Genomic DNA, 17,193 nt, shown 5'->3' on the forward strand with positions numbered 1-17,193 from the left:
AATCAAGGATTTTTCATCGTTAATCACCATGGAGGTGATATCCCAATTCTTAACGGTAGGATTACTCAAACAATAACTTTCTCTGCGCTCGCGACATGCAGTACTCCACATATATGAACGACATAGCAATTTGTGAAAATAAAAAAAACGGCATTTCTGCCGTTTGTTAGTTCTTAATGACTTCTTCATTTATATTTTCTTCAATCAAAGCATCAGCATTCTGTTCAAAGGCAGTAAGAAGCTCACGTACTTCATCCGTTGACTTTGTGCTCATCAATTGATTGCATAGTTCACTTGCCCCTCGGAATCCTTTGACATAGATCTTGAAAAATCGTAAAAGGGCTTTAAACGGACGTAGCGTTAATTCTGGTGCATATTTATCATGAAGATCAAGATGCAATCTTAGAAGATCAAGCAATTCGTCACTGCTATGTTCTCTCGGCTCTTGTTCAAAAGCAAACGGATTATGGAAAATACCTCTCCCAATCATTATCCCATCCACACCATATTGCTCAGCAAGCTTTAAGCCCGTTTCTCGATTAGGAATATCCCCATTGATTGTCAAAAGGGTGTCTGGTGCTATGCGATCACGAAGCTCCTTAATTTCCGGAATCAGTTCCCAATGTGCATCTGCTAAGCTCATTTCCTTTTTTGTACGGAGATGAATAGACAGATTAGCAATATTTTGATTCAGAATATGGGTTAGCCAACCCCGCCATTCCTCTATATCGTAGTAGCCAAGTCTAGTTTTTACACTGACCGGTAATCCTCCCGCTTTAGCTGCTTGAATAATATCTGCCGCAAGATCTGGACGCAGAATAAGGCCGCTTCCCCTACCTTTTCTGGAAACATTGTGCACCGGACAACCCATATTGATATCCACACCTTTGAAACCAAGCTTAGCCATACCAATGCTCATTTCCTTGAAATATTCAGGCTTATCCCCCCAAATATGTGCCACCATTGGTTGTTCATCTTCCGTAAATGCTAAACGTCCCCGTACACCATATCTCAATTTAGGATGACAATAGCTCTCCGTGTTTGTAAATTCCGTAAAAAATACATCAGGCTTACCTGCTTTACTTACTACATGCCGAAAAACAATATCCGTTACATCTTCCATTGGTGCAAGTATAAAAAACGGCCGAGGTAAATCACGCCAAAAATTATTTAACACTACTTACTCAATCCTCTCACTATAGATCCAACGCTACGACAAAACCGTCACAATGAGTGTTAAGTGCCTCAACAATCCAAGCTCAAAACTCAAATTTAGCATTGACGCTTCTACTATATAAATATACCGTGGATACATAGTATAACATCTCATCTCTTTTTTTCGAACCATCCAAACAAGACTTTAGACAGAACAACAACTAAAAACCACTTCGAATTGAACTACAGCTCCAATGTTCAATGATTCTAACAATTGGGGTGTAGTTCAATAATGAAGTGGCTTTTGTTTGATGAAGCCTAGGGGAACCCATGACCTCATCGCTGCCAGTGATGCGCTCTACCGCGGATAGCCATTTACACAGCTACGAGTATTCATTGAGAATAACTATAAATTTGGCTGCTTCGCGAGGTTCGATCGGCAAGAGTATATGGAGTTAATCATCCAATCCTCTTCCCGCTTCCCCCATGCTTCCTCCGAACGGACATCATAATGATCACGGTTAGCAGAATCGGCGGGATAGCAGCAAGCAGGAAGCGTCTTTCGCCTGATAGAACAGAGATGATGGCAAACAGGATCAGAAACGATACTCCGACTGCAATGCCCTGCACGAGTTGAAGCTTGCCTTTGCCCGTCTCTTCGGGATCGTTTGTCATACGAGCATGTAGGATGATGGAAATCAGCCCCCAGCTGCCCAGATGAACGAATAGCAGAATTCCCAGCGACGGAATTGTGCCGATGGACAAGCCTAATACTTCCAGGGACAGCAACACAGAAATCGCCGCAATCGTGAAGTACCATGAGATCGAGCGAGACTTGGCTGCTATATAGGCGAGCACCTCATCCAGAGCGTTATTTTTGACCGCGCCTCGCCTGCCAAAATACCAACCTGCAATCCCGAACAGCAGACCTCCATATATGCCTACGTATAACATCTACTTCTCCTCCTTTTCTTCAAATACGAATACATCCTCAATGTACATGTGGAACGCTTTTGCGATTTTGAAAGCGAGCTCCAGCGACGGATTGTATTTCATCGTTTCGATCGCTATGACCGATTGCCGAGAAACTCCAATGATCTCACCAAGCTGCTCTTGCGTCATGCCATGCTCGTTTCGCAATGCCCGGACATGATTTTTAATACGATCCCCTCCAAATGCGGTAATCTTAATGTAAAGCAAGGTTTACGTTAAGTATACTTTACATTATTTAAAATGTAAATATTTCCTTAAATAAAATATTTTGTGGATTAAAATAATCTTAACAGGCAAGTGTAGGTCTTTAGATCTGTCACCGATATTAATGGAAAGACCTATGAAAAAAACAGCGGTTTTGATGCCTAAACTAAAATAAGCATAATAAGAAACAAAAATTACCCAATGTAAATACAACAAAGGCCCCCTTGTGAGGGAGCCTTTGTTCCAATACAATATATTTTCATTGTAGGTGTTCTAATATCTTATTAATATCTCTAGTTCTACAATTGAATTCTATCTAATTCGACCATAGAAAAATGAATACCCATCCGACACCCCAAGCTTGCCCGTCTCCGTCCCGTCCACCAGTTTGACCGCTTTTAGCAGCGATACAATTTGTGAATGCATGAGCTTCACGTCAAATTTGTCCATTTCTCTATTCTCACTATCCGTCAGCAGGTAATCCGGCATTGGGATAAATCCAAGCAATGGGATACCCGCTTCAAAAAGAGGCTGACTCTCCCCGAACTCAAACTTGTTATGTCCGCGTAAAATTACAGTACGTGCATCGCCTCTCTGCTCAACAGCCTTCTGCCAGATCGCCGCCATCATCTCATTGCCCGCATAGGTATATTCTGTACTTATACGTCCCGTCGGACCATAATGCCCCGTGTCGTCATCCTTCCATTCCATGCTGCCGAGATGCTCGACCGTAATTCCTGCTACAGCTTTCATATGGCCATTCTCGCCATCCCATAGCTCACGGTGCCCCTCCATCCAGGTGGATGTCGCTTGAGAAGTTCCTTTGAACTCCGGCAACCGGAAATGTCCGGTCACAAAAGCAAAGATCATCGTCCGTTCCGGCTGCTCCTGCTGCAAGTAACGAATCATGGACAGCATGCCTACGGCGCCATTCTCCTCCACAACATTAATCCCATCGGTATGGGTATTGATGATAATCGCTTCGTCTTTCCTTTTCCCCTCGATCTTCACATAAAAGGATTCCGTCGGTGCGTTTTTTTGTTCATCTGCTTCTAAAATAACCGTGCCTTCTTTGTGCTCGTTAGCTGCGCTGATCACCTTTTGGCCCTCTGTCTCATTGACCCAAACCGCAGGGATTCCAGCATAGTCGGTGGTAAACGGTACATACTGCTTCTCAACCTTATCGTCGGATACCCCTTTCCAGACTAAAATAACGGCTTTCACGCCCATTTCCTTCGCTTGCTCCAGTTTGGCCTCTTTTAAGGCTGTGGTGAGTACAAGATCACCTTCACTAGGGGCGATTTTGTTTTGCTTTGGCGATGAATCCCGCATGTTCATGACGATCCCTATCGGAAAATCTTTAAAATTCTCAATTTCCACTACAGCAATTTTTCCGCTTGCCTGTTCATAATCACCACGCTTCGTGTACACCAGTTCCCCAGTTACACCCTTTTCGTCCGTTTCCCCGGAATAAGGAAAAGCTGAAGAGACATGAATGGGCTGCTGATCAATAACCAAAGAGCTGTTCTTTTCTTCCCATCGGTCAAACGTATATTGATCACGGTATACAGTCAGCCCCATATCCGTTACCTGCTGTTCCAACCAAGCAATAAACTTATTATGGCCTTCCGAGCCGGTTGTACGGCTTCCAAAGGAATTCATCACTTCAATATTCTTTAGCATTGCTGCTGACGAATCCAATCTATGTTCATCAATGGTGGCCGTGACATCCACCTCTAACGCCACAGGTTTAGTAATCGGCTTCGCATAGATACCAAGAATCCAAAGCGCACTAACGAATAGAACAGCAATGCTGAATAACACTTTTCGACCCATCATAAACGCAGTGACTTTTCTTCGTACAGCTTGACCAAAAAGTCCTCTCCATACGCCCGCCACGATCAGCAGCAGGATAGATAGCGCCAGCAGCCAAAACTCCTCAGTCAGCAAAAATAACCCTTCTGTTACGATGGCGCTGAGCAACACCATTTGCAGCTTCTCACGTTTCTTTAGAAGTAAATATGAAGTGCCTAATTCAATCAGTAAAATGATAATCGTCGCTATCGAGATTACTGTTTCTTGACCGATAAATACGGTAGCACAGAATGCCAGGATCAACAGCAGTATAGCTGTCAATCGTCTGTATAAATTCTTTAACATGACACCCTCCCATTTTAAAAAGCGAGAAGGAACGAAGGGGAATGGTTGGAACTGTAGGAGCGAAAGCGACCGCCTGAAAGCTTTCCGCAGGAAAGCTCGCGTCGAGAACTTCCGCTGTGCCCCGATTTTAACCGCTAGAAGCGGTTAAATCGAAGAAATCTGGGGATCACAGCGACCGTAAGTCCAAATATTCACCGTAATGACGACCGAAATTTAAGTGAGAGTCTTAAGTTCGGATAGAAATGTAATTAACGGCATTTTTGTACCTTAAATCCTCTGCAGCGAGGGGGTAGTAGAGATTAAGTGCAATATTGTACCTTAAATCCTCCAGAAATACCTCTCCAGCGTCTTTTCCGAAAAATAAGATACAATAATGCCCTTATTTGCCTCATTTAGATATATACCTGAAAAATAAGGTACAAAAATGCCGTTAGTTGGGGAAGTACCCCCTCTTTTCCACTGTTAAGACGACTGGTGAAGGGAAACTTACCGCTTCTATATGACATCCCTGGATTTAAACAGCCATGAATTATAGCTCTTGCTGTCGACAGACTATGATCCGGTGCGAGCTCTCCTATGGAAATCTCGTTCAGGTGATCGCTTTGCGCCTACTGTTCCAAACTTCTCCTTTCGCTCATCTTCGCTTTTTTATTTCTTATGTTCGTCTTATGTAGCTACAACTTTGACATTACATTTGTAATGCCTTATGGTTTAGCATATTGAAAAGAGTCATGAAAAACAATAAAACGAACGCCAGAACGTACAAATGGAGGGGAATTGTCATCGCAAATCATGAATTATACAGTCCAAACACCTCTAAACATAATTCCAATAAAGAAACCAATCGCTTGACCAGGGAAGCCATCTGCACGGCATTAGTCTTCTTAATCCAGGAGCAGCCTTTTAGCAAAATCAGCATTACCGATATTGTGAAACGTGCCGGGGTCTCCCGAACCGCCTATTACAACAACTATTCCTCCAAACAGGAGATACTGGTGGATCTGGTCGATTCGCTTATTTTCGAGATTAATCAAAGGCTCCTGCCTTACACCAATGAATTAACAGGCAAAGCCAAAGAGCCTGAAAAGTTTATTAGCGTGCTTTTTGAAGTTATTTTTCAGCAGCGTGATATTTACAGAGCCTTGCAAAGCGCCAAGTTTGATTATGTGATCTTAGATTGCTTGAATGAAATGATGCTGTCTAACGCGCATGACCCAACAGACGAAAGCAGGTACCGGGTATACTTTAAAGCCGGAGCATTATATAATGCGATCTCCAAATGGATTCACTCCGACTTCGCAATATCCACGACTGAGATGACCCGAATTAGTCTCCACATTTACCATACTCCGATGTCTCAGGAATAAAATGTACTCCCCCTAATTGAATTTATCTTTCAATGATGAAAAGCCAAATAGCCCGCCACAAGTTAATGTGGCGGGCTATTTTTCAGTTATTCTAACTACATCTCGGCCGCTCCTGATATCTGCAGATGGTATCTCCAAATTAGCAGCGATGCAGCAAGACTCTCTACAGACTCTCCAACTCACCCGTTGTCTTGGACAGCAGGCCCTTCAGTTCCTTCATGAACATGTTGATATCCTTGAACTGACGGTACACAGAGGCGAAGCGGACGTATGCGACTTCATCCACTGGATAAAGCTGTTCCATCACGAGCTCGCCGATTTGACGGCTCTCGATCTCTGCCAGGGCGATCCCGCGCAAAGTCTTCTCAACCTCCGACACGATGACCTCAAGGCGCTCCACAGGCACAGGACGCTTCTCACAGGCACGGATCAATCCACGGAGGATTTTATCACGGCTGAATTCCTCGCGGCTGCCATCCTTCTTAATTACAATAAGCGGAGTCTCTTCGATCATCTCAAACGTTGTAAAACGCTTGCTACAGCGCTCACACTCCCGCCTGCGGCGGATGGACTTATTCTCGTTGGCCGGACGTGAATCAAGCACCTTGGTATTTGTATGATCGCAGTAAGGGCATTTCATAAGCTTAATCACTTCCTTTTGCAAAATGGTGTGCGTCCCGTTCCGGTACGCACCTGACTGCGATCGAACACAATCTCTTTTTCCATAATTCACCGTTTGTTTATTGTAATGAATCTGCCAAGTCCGGCACATAATACAGTTACCAACCGATAGGAGGTGAACAGCAATGGGCCAAAACAACAACTCCAACAACCTGGTAGTTCCTAATTCCCGCGCAGCTTTGGAACAATTGAAATACGAAGTTGCTCAAGAATTGGGTATCACGCTTTCTGCAGACGGATACAATGGCAATAAAACTTCTTACGAAAACGGTTCGATCGGTGGTTACATCACTAAACGTCTTGTAACTCTGGCTGAACAACAACTGGCAGGTCAAGTTCACTAATCTGCCTATAGCTTGACTAGAGAAGTATTAAACAGCTCACGGGCTGTTTAATACTTCTTTTCATATGCACAACTAAAATCCCTTATAGATATCCGTGTACTGATTATAATAGTAAATCACCCGCTGGACATAATGACGTGTCTCGCCAAACGGGATATCTTTTACATTATCCTCCGTACCGTCCCAGGTCCCCTGCTTCAGCCAGTTCTGGACATTGCCCGGACCAGCATTATAAGCAGCAATGACCGCCGTACGATTGCCGTCAAACTGACGAGAGAGCGAGGATAGATACCAGGCCCCAAGCTCAATGTTGACGGATGGCTCATGCTTCAGCCGCTCCAGCGATACATCGGGGAGCTTGGCCTTTTCCATAGCCCATTTGGCCGTATCCGGCATCAGCTGCATGAGACCGATCGCCCCTTTTTTCGACTCTTTTCCAGTCTTGAAGTTTGTCTCCACCCGGATAATCGCCGCCACAAGGAATGGATCAATCTCGTAGGTCGTGCTGTGCTTGCGGATCTCTTCTTTATAATGAATCGGATAAAACCACGACATCCAGTTCGTACTGAGGAACAGAATACCTGTGAAGCCGATGAACAGGAGGAGCAGGACTCTTTTTTTGCGCAGCCAGCTCATGACAACCCCAGCCTGTCCCACAAAGCAAGAACCTGGGCCTCAGTATGCTCAAGATCCTTGCTGTTGTCAATGACGTAACTTGCCTTGCCCGTCTTCTCCTGAAGATCCATCTGCGATTGCAGACGGCTCTCCGCCTGCTCCTGAGTCAGACTGTTCCGTTCCATTAAGCGGGTCAGTTGAATTTCACGGGGAACATATACTACAATAATGTCCTGAAAAAGACCTTCCAGCCCTGACTCAAACAGTAGCGGAATATCTACCACAATCATCGTCTCCGGCGTTTCCTGCTCCATGCGGTACATCCGGTCCTTGATCTCCTGGCGAATCGCCGGATGAGTCAGACCATTCAGCTTCTGGCGGGCCTCCGGCTCATGAAAGACAATGTTCCCAAGCTTCGCCCTGTCGAGCGTTCCATCCGGGTTCAGAATATCCTCTCCGAAATGTTCAACGACAGCAGCCAGCACCGGGTGTCCGGGCAGCATCACTTCCCTGGCAATGGCATCGGCATCCACCAGTTTGGCTCCCTTGTTCACGAACAGTGCTGACACTGTGCTTTTTCCGGATGCAATGCCTCCGGTTAAGCCCATGATCATGTACTCACCTCATAACAGCTTCATTATTCCCATAACAATCAACATTAAAGCAGGCAGGATAGCGGCATGCTTCATCCAGGAGCTTCCGGCGAACTTGAATCCTGTCTTCATGCCCATGATTAGAAAGCTTCCGCTAAACAACGCAATCGTGACCGCCGTCCAGCCCGGGTTGAAACCAAGCAGTGCGGCACCCAGTCCTGCACCGAACGCATCCAGTGACAATGCAATTCCGAGTACCATCGCCTCCACCGGCGAAATGCTTCCCGAAGCATCCATATCCGCCGAGGAAGGCGTGCGCAGGATCTGTACCACGATACCGAGCCTCCGCAGCTCCAGCGAATATACAGCCGGTTTCGCTGGCTGAGCGCGCTCATCATCATAACCTTCCCACTCAGCAGCTACTTCCCCATATTCGTCTTCGGACGAAAGTTCAGAGATACTGACTGTGGAAATCTGTGCGGTCTCCTGTTCTTGCTGCTCAGCACTTAGATCCTCTTTCTCCTTCTGAATCCGCGATTGAATCAATGACCAACAACCCATCAGGACAAGGATGACTGCGCCTACGCTCGAAGCGATACTGGGTGATACCACCTGAGCCAGCAACACGCCAACCTGCATGGAGATATAGATGACGATGCCAGAACAGAACGAGATGATCAGAATCGAGAGCAGCGGTATTTTCATTTTTCGCAAACCATATGTAATGCCTACACCAAATCCATCCAGACTCAGGGCCAACGCCAATAACAGCAATGATAAAAATGGGCTGAGCACCCGCAATCCCTCCCGTGAAGAACCGTCCTGCCTAATCTAACAAGCAAGACGTTCGCTTGATTAAAGCATTCTTCACACAGTATATGGGCGGGACAAATTGAGGGTGTCAACCATCTGCAGCTTGGGATGAAGTTCAAAATACTACATTGAGAACTCAGGCAAAATCCGGCAAGCCGGTGTATAGAATTGATTACCGAGCCAGAACTGTACTGGCACGCTGGCAGCTTGGACAATAATGCGTCCCCCGGCCGCCGACCACACTCTTCTCAATCAATGTACCACAGACGGCACAAGGCTGGTCCTTGCGGCCATAGATCAGCAATTGCTGCTGATAAGTACCGCTCTCCCCTTGGCCGTTCACATATGATTTGACGGAGGAGCCTCCAGCATTGACGGCTTCAGTAAGCGTGGATACAATCGCATGATGAAGCTTGTCGAGCTGTTCCCGGCTCAGCGCTTTAGGGCTGTCCTCCGGGTGAATGCCTGCACGGTGTAGCGATTCGTCTACATAGATATTCCCAATGCCGACCACATATTCCTGATTCAGCAGCAGGGATTTGATTTTGGTGCTTTTTCCAGACACAATCTCCCTGAACCGTTCCGGGGTAAAAGAAGGCTCGAGCGGCTCATCGCCCAGTTTATTCAGCGGCGGCAGACTCAAGTCCTCCCCCGGTTGGAACAGGTGCATCGTGCCAAATTGGCGCACATCTGTGTAGCGAAGCTCGGTACCATCTGTAAAATGAAAAATAACATGTGTATGCTTGTCCAGCGGCTCATCACTGCCATGCAGTCCGTAACGGCCTTCCATCCGCAGATGGGAGACCAGCACAAGACCGTCCAGCAAGATCCGCAAAAATTTGCCTCTACGCTCTACCTTTTCAATGGTATGACCCGCCAGCATGTGCGCGAAGGCCATGGTATCATCCGGGCGCTGAATAATCCGCGCCAAGCGGACGGTGACGTTCTCTATCTGCTTTCCTTTGACTAATTCGTTAAGTGTTCTCTTCACTGTTTCGACTTCCGGTAATTCCGGCATAGTTCTCACCTCTACTCCATTATACCGGATATCGGAGGCACGCGGGGGTTCTATTTCGCCTCATACCAGTTGCTTCCATAACTTACCTCTGCCTTGAGCGGGACCGACAGTTTTAGTGCGCCTTCCATGACCTCAGGCAGCAGCACCTTCATCAGCTCCAGTTCCTCCGCTGGCACCTCGAACACAAGTTCATCGTGTACCTGAAGCAACATGCGGCTCTTCAATCCGCGTTCGAACAGCGCCTTGTCCATATGGACCATCGCCAGTTTGATAATATCTGCGGCTGTACCTTGAATCGGTGTATTCATCGCTGTACGCTCCGCAAAGGAACGCAGGTTGAAATTGCTGGCATTAATCTCCGGCAGGTAGCGACGGCGTTCCAGCAGTGTGGTGACGTATCCGTTCTTCTTCGCCTCCACCACAATCTCATCCATATAACGGCGCACGCCCTGGAATACTTCAAAATATTGCTCGATGAACCGGGCGGCTTCCTTCCGCGGAATATTGAGGTTCTGCGATAGGCCGTAATCGCTGATACCGTACACGATACCGAAGTTTACTGCCTTGGCAGAGCGGCGCATGTTGCTATCCACTTGCTCGGCAGTCACGCCAAAGACATCCATCGCGGTCTTCGTATGAATATCCATGTCATGCAGAAAAGCGTCCTTCAACCGCTCATCGTCAGAGATATGCGCCAGAACCCGCAGCTCGATCTGGGAATAGTCTGCGGCCAGAATGGACCAGCCCGGCTCCGAAGGTACAAATACTTTGCGGAGCTTGCGCCCCTCTTCCAAGCGGATCGGGATATTCTGCAGATTCGGGAACTGGCTGCTTAGTCGTCCGGTTGCCGCAATAGTCTGGCGGTAGAACGTATGGACCTTTCCCGTATCTGGTGAAATTTCCTTAAGCAGTCCTTCCACATAAGTAGATTGAAGCTTGGCGATCGTCCGGTATTGCAGGATCAGCCGCACAACATCATGATAAGGGGCCAGCTTCTCCAGCACCTCGGCATCCGTAGAGTATCCGGTCTTCGTTTTCTTGACGACAGGCAGCCCCAGCTTCACAAACAAAATCTCACCAAGCTGCTTCGGAGAGTTCAGGTTGAATTCCGTGCCGCAAATCTCATAGATCTCTGCGACAAGCTTGGCGATCTGAGCTTCAAATTCCTTACCGAGCTCCTTCAGATCCTCTTTGTTCACGGCAATCCCTTGTTTCTCCATGTCGGCCAGGATGCGCGATAGCGGCATCTCTAGATCATCGAACAGACCGTTCATGTCTGTCTTGTCCAGTTCCTTTTCCTGCTTCTGGACAATTCCTAGCACTGCCGCACTCTTCCTAGCCACATGGTGGCCCAGAACCTCAAGCTCTGGCACCTTGTATTTGGCGCCTTTGCCGAATACACTTTCGTCCGTAGCCAGGCGTGGCAGACCGTATTTAGCCGCAAGGTCACTCAGATCCTGATTGGCTTCCGTCGGATCCAGCAGATAAGCTGCCAGCTGTACATCCTTCGCCGCCCCGGCAAAAGGAATCCCTTGCCAGTGGAGGGCCAGATCAGCCCGGTGTAAATCGTAGCCGCTCTTCGGGGTATGCTCGTCCCCCAGCCAATCCCGCAGCTTGGCAGCAGCTGGACTTTGCAACAGGGAAAACGGCACATAGTAATGCCGATCCAACGAAGACAGCCCAATGCCGATCACCTCAGCACGGTGCGGATTGTCCCCGTTCGACTCCACATGCAGTGCGGAGATACCAGGCAGTGCTGCAATCAGGTCGTCCAGTTCTTCCTCGCCCACAATGGTAATCTCAAGCTCAGCTTCCTGGGCTTCCGTAGCCTCTTCTCCCTCAGAAGCAGGGGCGCTACCACTCAGGGACAGGCGTTCCAGCAGTGATTTGAATTCCAGTTTCGCCAGCGCCGGGCCTGCAGTCTCGCGGTTCAGCCCTGTGAAGACCATATCCTCCCAGCCATGTTCCAGTGGAACTTCGCGGTAGATCGTCGCCAGCTTCTTACTCATGATGGCATCATCCGCATGTGCCTCGAGCTTCTCTTTCATCTTGCCTTTAAGCTCTCCAGTGCCTGCAATAACCCCTTCCACAGAGCCGAATTGATGCAGCAGCTTCAGTGCAGTCTTCTCGCCGACACCTGGTACGCCGGGAATGTTGTCACTGGCGTCGCCCATAAGTCCTTTAAGGTCGATAATCTGTTCCGGGGTCAGGTCATATTTCTCACGAATCTGTTCCGGACCATACAGTTCAATTTCGGTAACGCCTTTGCGGATCAAGGCAACGGTCGTATGCTCCGAAGCCAATTGCAGCATATCCTTGTCCCCTGAGACGATCATCACCTCACGACCTGCCTCGTCCGCCTTGCGGGAGATACTTCCGATGATGTCATCGGCTTCATAGCTCTCGATTTCGAACTGAGGCACGCCGAGGTTGCGTAACAGGTCTTTCAGCAGCGGGAACTGTTCGGACAGCTCCGGCGGTGTTTTTTGCCGCCCACCCTTATATTCTTGGTATCCTTCATGACGGAACGTGATCTTGCCAGCATCGAATGCCACGATCATATGCGTAGGCTTATGTTCCTCTATGAGACGAAGCAGCATCGTTGTGAACCCGTACACGGCATTCGTCTGCTGTCCAGCCGTATTCGTTAGAGGAGGCATTGCAAAAAACGCCCGGTAAATAACGTTGTTGCCATCTATTAGAATCAATTTATCCATTGTTGCACCCACCCTTTTATGTTGCATACTTTCACCATTTTAACATATGGCCGTACGAAGACGAAACGATTTCGCCCATCACCTGGCAGAACTCCTGTTAAATAGAATAAACGCCGGCGGGGGCCGGCGTTCTTAAAGGTTCATCTATTCTGTATTCCCGTATTAACGATTATTGATTCAGATCAGGGCGCTTGCCTGTAACCAGGTATACTACACTTTCACCAATGTTAGTGGCATGATCGGCAATCCGTTCGATATAACGGCCCACTAGCGTCAGCAGCATAACCTGATTCAGTGCATCCGGCTTCTCTGTCAAGAAAGTGTACAGCTCAGTGATCATCGCACTATAGAGGTGGTCTACCTGATCATCGTCCTGAGCCATTTTGTAGGCCAGATCCGTGTTCTCATCCAGATAAGCAACGATCGCTTCCTTGATCATTACGTTGACAATCTCAGCCATACGCGGGATGTCTACCAGCGGTTTGATCAATTGCTGTCCCTGAATGCGCATTGTAACCTTGGCGACATCAATCGCCAGATCGCCCATCCGCTCCAGATCGCTCGATATTTTGAAAGCAACGATAATACGACGCAGGTCCTTGGCAACTGGCTGCTGGGTAATGATCAGTTTCGATCCGATCTCCATGATCCGGTCTTCCATGGCATTAAGGCGCAAATCGGCCTTCACGATTTCCTGAGCCCGCGTAGTATCGAGGTTTTGCAACGCGGAAACCGCACCTTCGAGCGCATTTGTTACATGCTCACTCATCTGCTGTAGCAGACTGCGCAGCTCTTCCAAGTCCTTGTCAAATTCTTTTCTTTGAATCATATCCAGAGCGATCCTCCTCAGGTGGTATGTCAGATGTCACTTCAATCCCGCTTTATTAAAAAGCTTAACCGAAGCGTCCCGAAATATAATCTTCCGTGCGTGAATCCTTAGGGTTCGAGAACAGCAGCTCTGTATCTGCCGCCTCCACAATCACACCGTTCAGGAAGAATACTGTTCGTCCTGAGACGCGTGCCGCCTGATGCATGTTATGTGTAACCATAACAATCGTATACTTGTCCCGCAGCTCCTGCACCAGCTCTTCAATCTTAAGCGTGGATACAGGATCAAGCGCTGAGGTTGCTTCATCCATGAGCAGGATGTCAGGCTGCACAGCGAGTGCTCTGGCAATACAGAGCCGTTGCTGCTGTCCCCCGGACAGACTGAGCGCGGATTTCTTCAGGAAGTCTTTAACTTCCTCCCAAAGAGCGGATTGACGCAGACTTTGTTCTACGATGCCGTCCAGTTCACTCTTTGAGCGGATTCCGTGCAGTCGAGGACCGTAGGCTACATTGTCATAAATGGACTTTGGAAAAGGATTAGGCTGTTGGAATACCATGCCGACCTGCTTGCGCAAGCTTTCCACTTCAACATCGTCACTGTAAATATCTTTGCCGCCGATCTTAACTTTACCTTCAATACGTGTTCCGGGAATCATATCATTCATTCGGTTTAGGGTACGCAAAAGCGTAGACTTACCACAGCCGGAAGGCCCGATAAAAGCTGTAACCTGTTTCTCCGGAATCTGCAGTTCCACATTCTTTAGCGCGTGAAAAGACTCATAATAGAGATCCAATTTCTCTATGTCAATGATGGATTTCATTAGTTTTGCGTCTCCTTCTCATCATCTTCGTACCTCATGATACCCGGGCAGTGTAAATAGAGTTGTGGAGAAATGTTAACGCATTGTAAAATAAGACGCAAAAAAGAACCCCCGTCAATTATATGACAGGAGCCCTCTTCTTATTCACAACGAGTTTGTAGCCAACTCCGCGAATTGAATCAATATGAACCGACTCGGGATCTAGCTCCAGCTTTTTACGCAAGGAGCTGACATGCACGTCAACCGTCCGCTGTCCACCAATGTAGTCGAAGCCCCACACTGCATTCATCAGATCGTCACGTGTAAGTACAACCCCTGGCTTACGGGCTAAGTACAGCAGCACTTCAAATTCCTTCGGACGCAGGTTGATGCTGTGTCCGCCAAGCGAAACCTCGTACCGCTCGGGATAAATCTCAAGTTGTCCCAAAATAATAGTAGATGCAGACGCCGTCGTTTCCGCCGGTGCCTCTTCTGCCAGTCCAGAAATCCGGCGTAGCACTGCGCTGACCCGGGCCAGTAGCTCTGAGACGCCAAATGGTTTTGTTATATAATCATCAGCTCCCGATTTCAATCCACGGACAACATCTTCTTCTGCATTTTTGGCGGTCAGCACAATAACCGGTGTGCGGATGCCTTGACCACGCAATTTATCAAGAATGTCAATACCGTTCATTCCAGGCAGCATTAAATCCAGTACGATGAGGTCAAAGGGCTCCCGGGTCGCACGATCATATCCTGCGGTTCCATGATCCTCTACCGTGACCTCATAACCTTCCTGTGTCAGGTTGTAGGATAACAGGCGCGCCAGCGTCGGTTCGTCTTCAATGACAAGCAATCGTTGTGCCATAAGTTCCCCCGTATTCATATGTTTTAAATTTTACAAAACAGCAACAATGCCATCATATCACCGAAATGTTAACTTGGTGTAAAAAAGATAGAAACACTCAGCGATTAATTATACCCACACTTATTCTTCATCTTCCTGAAGCAGCGGAAGTTCAACAGTAAATGTGCTTCCAATGCCAAGATCACTTTCAACACTGATATTGCCACGGTGTAAATCCACGAGATGCTTCACAATGGACAATCCAAGACCTGTACCACCTGAACTTCTGGATCTGGCTTTATCCACCCGGTAGAAGCGTTCGAAGATACGCGGCAGATCCTTACGTGGAATGCCCATCCCGGTATCACTGACCGCGAAGATCACTTTCTCAGTGCCGTCGCCTTCCATCCGGTTGGCCACAGTTACCTTCACATTACCCCCGTCCTGGGTATAGTTGATGGAATTGGACAACAGGTTCATGAAGATCTGGCGAAGCTTGTCCTCGTCGCCCTCCATGAATAGCTCCGGCGGGACTGTGGCGCTGAGGCTAATATTCTTCTTCTCAGCCACTTTGCTCATCGTCTCCAGTACGGAGTCGAAGAAATCAATAACATGAACTGGCGAGCACTCCAATTGAACGCGTTTGGACTCAATTTTGGATAATTCCAGAATGTCACCGATCAGGCGGTTCAACCGTTCATTCTCATCATAGATGATTTGGAGGAACGAACGTGCGGTCTTCTCGTCTGTAACACCCCCGCCGAGCAAGGTCTCCGCAAAGCCCTTAACTGCGGCTACCGGAGTCTTCAGCTCATGAGAGACGTTCGCCACGAACTCGCTGCGCATTTTCTCCAGGCGCCGGATATCCGTAACTTCTTGCAACAGGAACAACATCCCTCTGTAAGAGCCATCCTGCATCATTGGTACACCGTCCAGGCGTACAATACGCTCTGTCGGATTATAAATACTGCGTTCCTCATGGATCGGCTCTCTTCGAGAGACACCCTCATCCACTAGCCGGGTCAACTCGTAATGGCGCTTTAGCTCCTGATACGACTGTCCGGCCATCTCGTTGTTGCTGACATCCAGCATATGCTCGGCAGCCCGGTTCAACAGCGCAATCTCGCCCTCTTCATTAATCATCAGGATGCCCCCGGTCATATTGTCGAGAACGCTTTGAAGCAGATCCTCGTTGTCGCGGATCGTCTTGAGTTGATTCTGCAGACTGTCCGCCATGGCATTAATCGCTTTGGCCAACTGCCCAATCTCATCCTTGCGCTTCATCGGCACCCGGGCGTCATAGTCCAGATCCGTGATACGCCTTGCCACCCTCGTGATCTGTTCAATCGGCGAAGTCATGCCGGACGCCACCCTGTAACTGACAAAGGTAGCGGCCATAAACAGGAGAACCAGACCTGCGGCCATAATCATCCAGGCCCGGTTCAGCCCTTCGGTCACAGCATCCAGGGACATCGAGAGACGAATATAACCGTGAAAACCTTGATCGGAATCAACAGCTCCGGCAACATACATCATTGTTTTGTTCAAAGTATCACTATAGCGAATGGCACGGCCTATGCCTTCCTTGGCAGCCAGCACCTCTTCCTCCCGTTTGGAGTGGTTGTCCATCAGCAGCGGATCCTTCTCCGAATCCCCGATCACTTTGCCGTCCTTGGTAATGAAAGTGATTCTGGACTTAGTCAAACCTGCGATATGTCTGGCTTGCTCCGTGTAGTAAGTCATAGCATCCGGGCTGTTCATTTCCCTGAACTGAAACGTACCCGACAGTAATTTTATTTCCCGGGACATGTTTTCTTCAAGCGCTGAAATATGTGATTCCTTGAAGAGATGCGCCATTGTAAATCCGGCACCGATCATCGAAATCCCGATAAGTGTCATCAGTATGATTGTAAGCCGAATACGAAACGGTTTCATGAATAAGTTTCCTCTTTCTTTACAAATGTTCTCTAAAAATAATCCTAACCTCATTTTTGTTAAAATGCCAGTTCGATTCTGTTCATTATACAGGCCAAGTTTTAACGCAATGTAAAATGCCAA

At 47.9% G+C, this 17,193-nt stretch carries 16 protein-coding genes; 2 read left to right on the forward strand and 14 right to left on the reverse strand.

What is annotated here, in order from left to right; all coding sequences use genetic code 11:
- Positions 1-166 precede the first annotated feature (166 nt).
- The 4 genes from ACFVU8_RS21055 to ACFVU8_RS21070 form a co-directional block, all read right to left on the reverse strand.
- Positions 167-1,123: a tRNA dihydrouridine synthase gene (locus tag ACFVU8_RS21055; protein ID WP_387430138.1), complete on the reverse strand. Its 957-nt coding sequence runs from the start codon at positions 1,121-1,123 to the stop codon at positions 167-169.
- Between the two features lie 491 nt (positions 1,124-1,614).
- Positions 1,615-2,109, reverse strand: coding sequence for a hypothetical protein (locus ACFVU8_RS21060; protein ID WP_387429984.1), 495 nt, complete (start codon positions 2,107-2,109; stop codon positions 1,615-1,617).
- A complete protein-coding gene (locus tag ACFVU8_RS21065) occupies positions 2,110-2,355 on the reverse strand; it encodes a helix-turn-helix transcriptional regulator (protein ID WP_387429986.1) in 246 nt (81 codons plus the stop codon). It lies immediately after the preceding gene.
- A gap of 309 nt (positions 2,356-2,664) precedes the next feature.
- Positions 2,665-4,512, reverse strand: coding sequence for a hypothetical protein (locus tag ACFVU8_RS21070; RefSeq protein WP_387429988.1), 1,848 nt, complete (start codon positions 4,510-4,512; stop codon positions 2,665-2,667).
- A 731-nt stretch (positions 4,513-5,243) separates the two neighbouring features.
- Here ACFVU8_RS21070 and ACFVU8_RS21075 point away from each other — a divergent pair.
- Positions 5,244-5,879 carry a TetR/AcrR family transcriptional regulator gene (locus ACFVU8_RS21075; RefSeq protein ID WP_387429990.1) on the forward strand — a complete coding sequence of 212 codons (636 nt, stop codon included), beginning with the start codon at positions 5,244-5,246 and terminating at the stop codon, positions 5,877-5,879.
- A 163-nt stretch (positions 5,880-6,042) separates the two neighbouring features.
- Here the strand turns inward: ACFVU8_RS21075 and nrdR are convergent, their stop codons facing one another.
- Positions 6,043-6,519, reverse strand: a complete 477-nt coding sequence (gene nrdR, locus ACFVU8_RS21080; RefSeq protein ID WP_066374240.1) for a transcriptional regulator NrdR — start codon at positions 6,517-6,519, stop codon at positions 6,043-6,045.
- A gap of 166 nt (positions 6,520-6,685) precedes the next feature.
- On the opposite strand from nrdR, the gene ACFVU8_RS21085 reads away from it, so the two are divergent.
- Positions 6,686-6,904 carry an alpha/beta-type small acid-soluble spore protein gene (locus tag ACFVU8_RS21085; protein WP_066374239.1) on the forward strand — a complete coding sequence of 73 codons (219 nt, stop codon included), beginning with the start codon at positions 6,686-6,688 and terminating at the stop codon, positions 6,902-6,904.
- 72 nt (positions 6,905-6,976) lie between these two features.
- Here the strand turns inward: ACFVU8_RS21085 and ACFVU8_RS21090 are convergent, their stop codons facing one another.
- The 9 genes from ACFVU8_RS21090 to pnpS form a co-directional block, all read right to left on the reverse strand.
- Positions 6,977-7,540: a lytic transglycosylase domain-containing protein gene (locus ACFVU8_RS21090; protein WP_379464910.1), complete on the reverse strand. Its 564-nt coding sequence runs from the start codon at positions 7,538-7,540 to the stop codon at positions 6,977-6,979.
- Positions 7,537-8,133, reverse strand: coding sequence for a dephospho-CoA kinase (coaE, locus tag ACFVU8_RS21095; RefSeq protein WP_387429992.1), 597 nt, complete (start codon positions 8,131-8,133; stop codon positions 7,537-7,539). The genes ACFVU8_RS21090 and coaE overlap by 4 nt, the downstream gene beginning before the upstream one ends.
- Positions 8,134-8,142: 9 nt before the next feature.
- Positions 8,143-8,907, reverse strand: a complete 765-nt coding sequence (locus ACFVU8_RS21100; RefSeq protein ID WP_387429994.1) for a manganese efflux pump — start codon at positions 8,905-8,907, stop codon at positions 8,143-8,145.
- 190 nt (positions 8,908-9,097) lie between these two features.
- Positions 9,098-9,943 carry a DNA-formamidopyrimidine glycosylase gene (gene mutM, locus ACFVU8_RS21105; RefSeq protein ID WP_387429996.1) on the reverse strand — a complete coding sequence of 282 codons (846 nt, stop codon included), beginning with the start codon at positions 9,941-9,943 and terminating at the stop codon, positions 9,098-9,100.
- Between the two features lie 50 nt (positions 9,944-9,993).
- Entirely contained in the window at positions 9,994-12,660 is a 2,667-nt protein-coding gene (gene polA, locus ACFVU8_RS21110; protein ID WP_387429998.1) for a DNA polymerase I, read from the reverse strand.
- Between the two features lie 169 nt (positions 12,661-12,829).
- Positions 12,830-13,489, reverse strand: coding sequence for a phosphate signaling complex protein PhoU (gene phoU, locus ACFVU8_RS21115; protein WP_175374273.1), 660 nt, complete (start codon positions 13,487-13,489; stop codon positions 12,830-12,832).
- Between the two features lie 64 nt (positions 13,490-13,553).
- Positions 13,554-14,309, reverse strand: coding sequence for a phosphate ABC transporter ATP-binding protein PstB (gene pstB, locus ACFVU8_RS21120; protein ID WP_066374223.1), 756 nt, complete (start codon positions 14,307-14,309; stop codon positions 13,554-13,556).
- A 118-nt stretch (positions 14,310-14,427) separates the two neighbouring features.
- Positions 14,428-15,156 carry a response regulator transcription factor gene (locus ACFVU8_RS21125; RefSeq protein WP_066374221.1) on the reverse strand — a complete coding sequence of 243 codons (729 nt, stop codon included), beginning with the start codon at positions 15,154-15,156 and terminating at the stop codon, positions 14,428-14,430.
- 120 nt (positions 15,157-15,276) lie between these two features.
- Entirely contained in the window at positions 15,277-17,070 is a 1,794-nt protein-coding gene (gene pnpS / locus ACFVU8_RS21130; protein WP_379464915.1) for a two-component system histidine kinase PnpS, read from the reverse strand.
- Positions 17,071-17,193: the final 123 nt, after the last annotated feature.

Source organism: Paenibacillus sp. NPDC058177, from assembly GCF_042883835.1.
Taxonomy (GTDB): Bacteria; Bacillota; Bacilli; order Paenibacillales; family Paenibacillaceae; genus Paenibacillus_AQ; species Paenibacillus_AQ agri.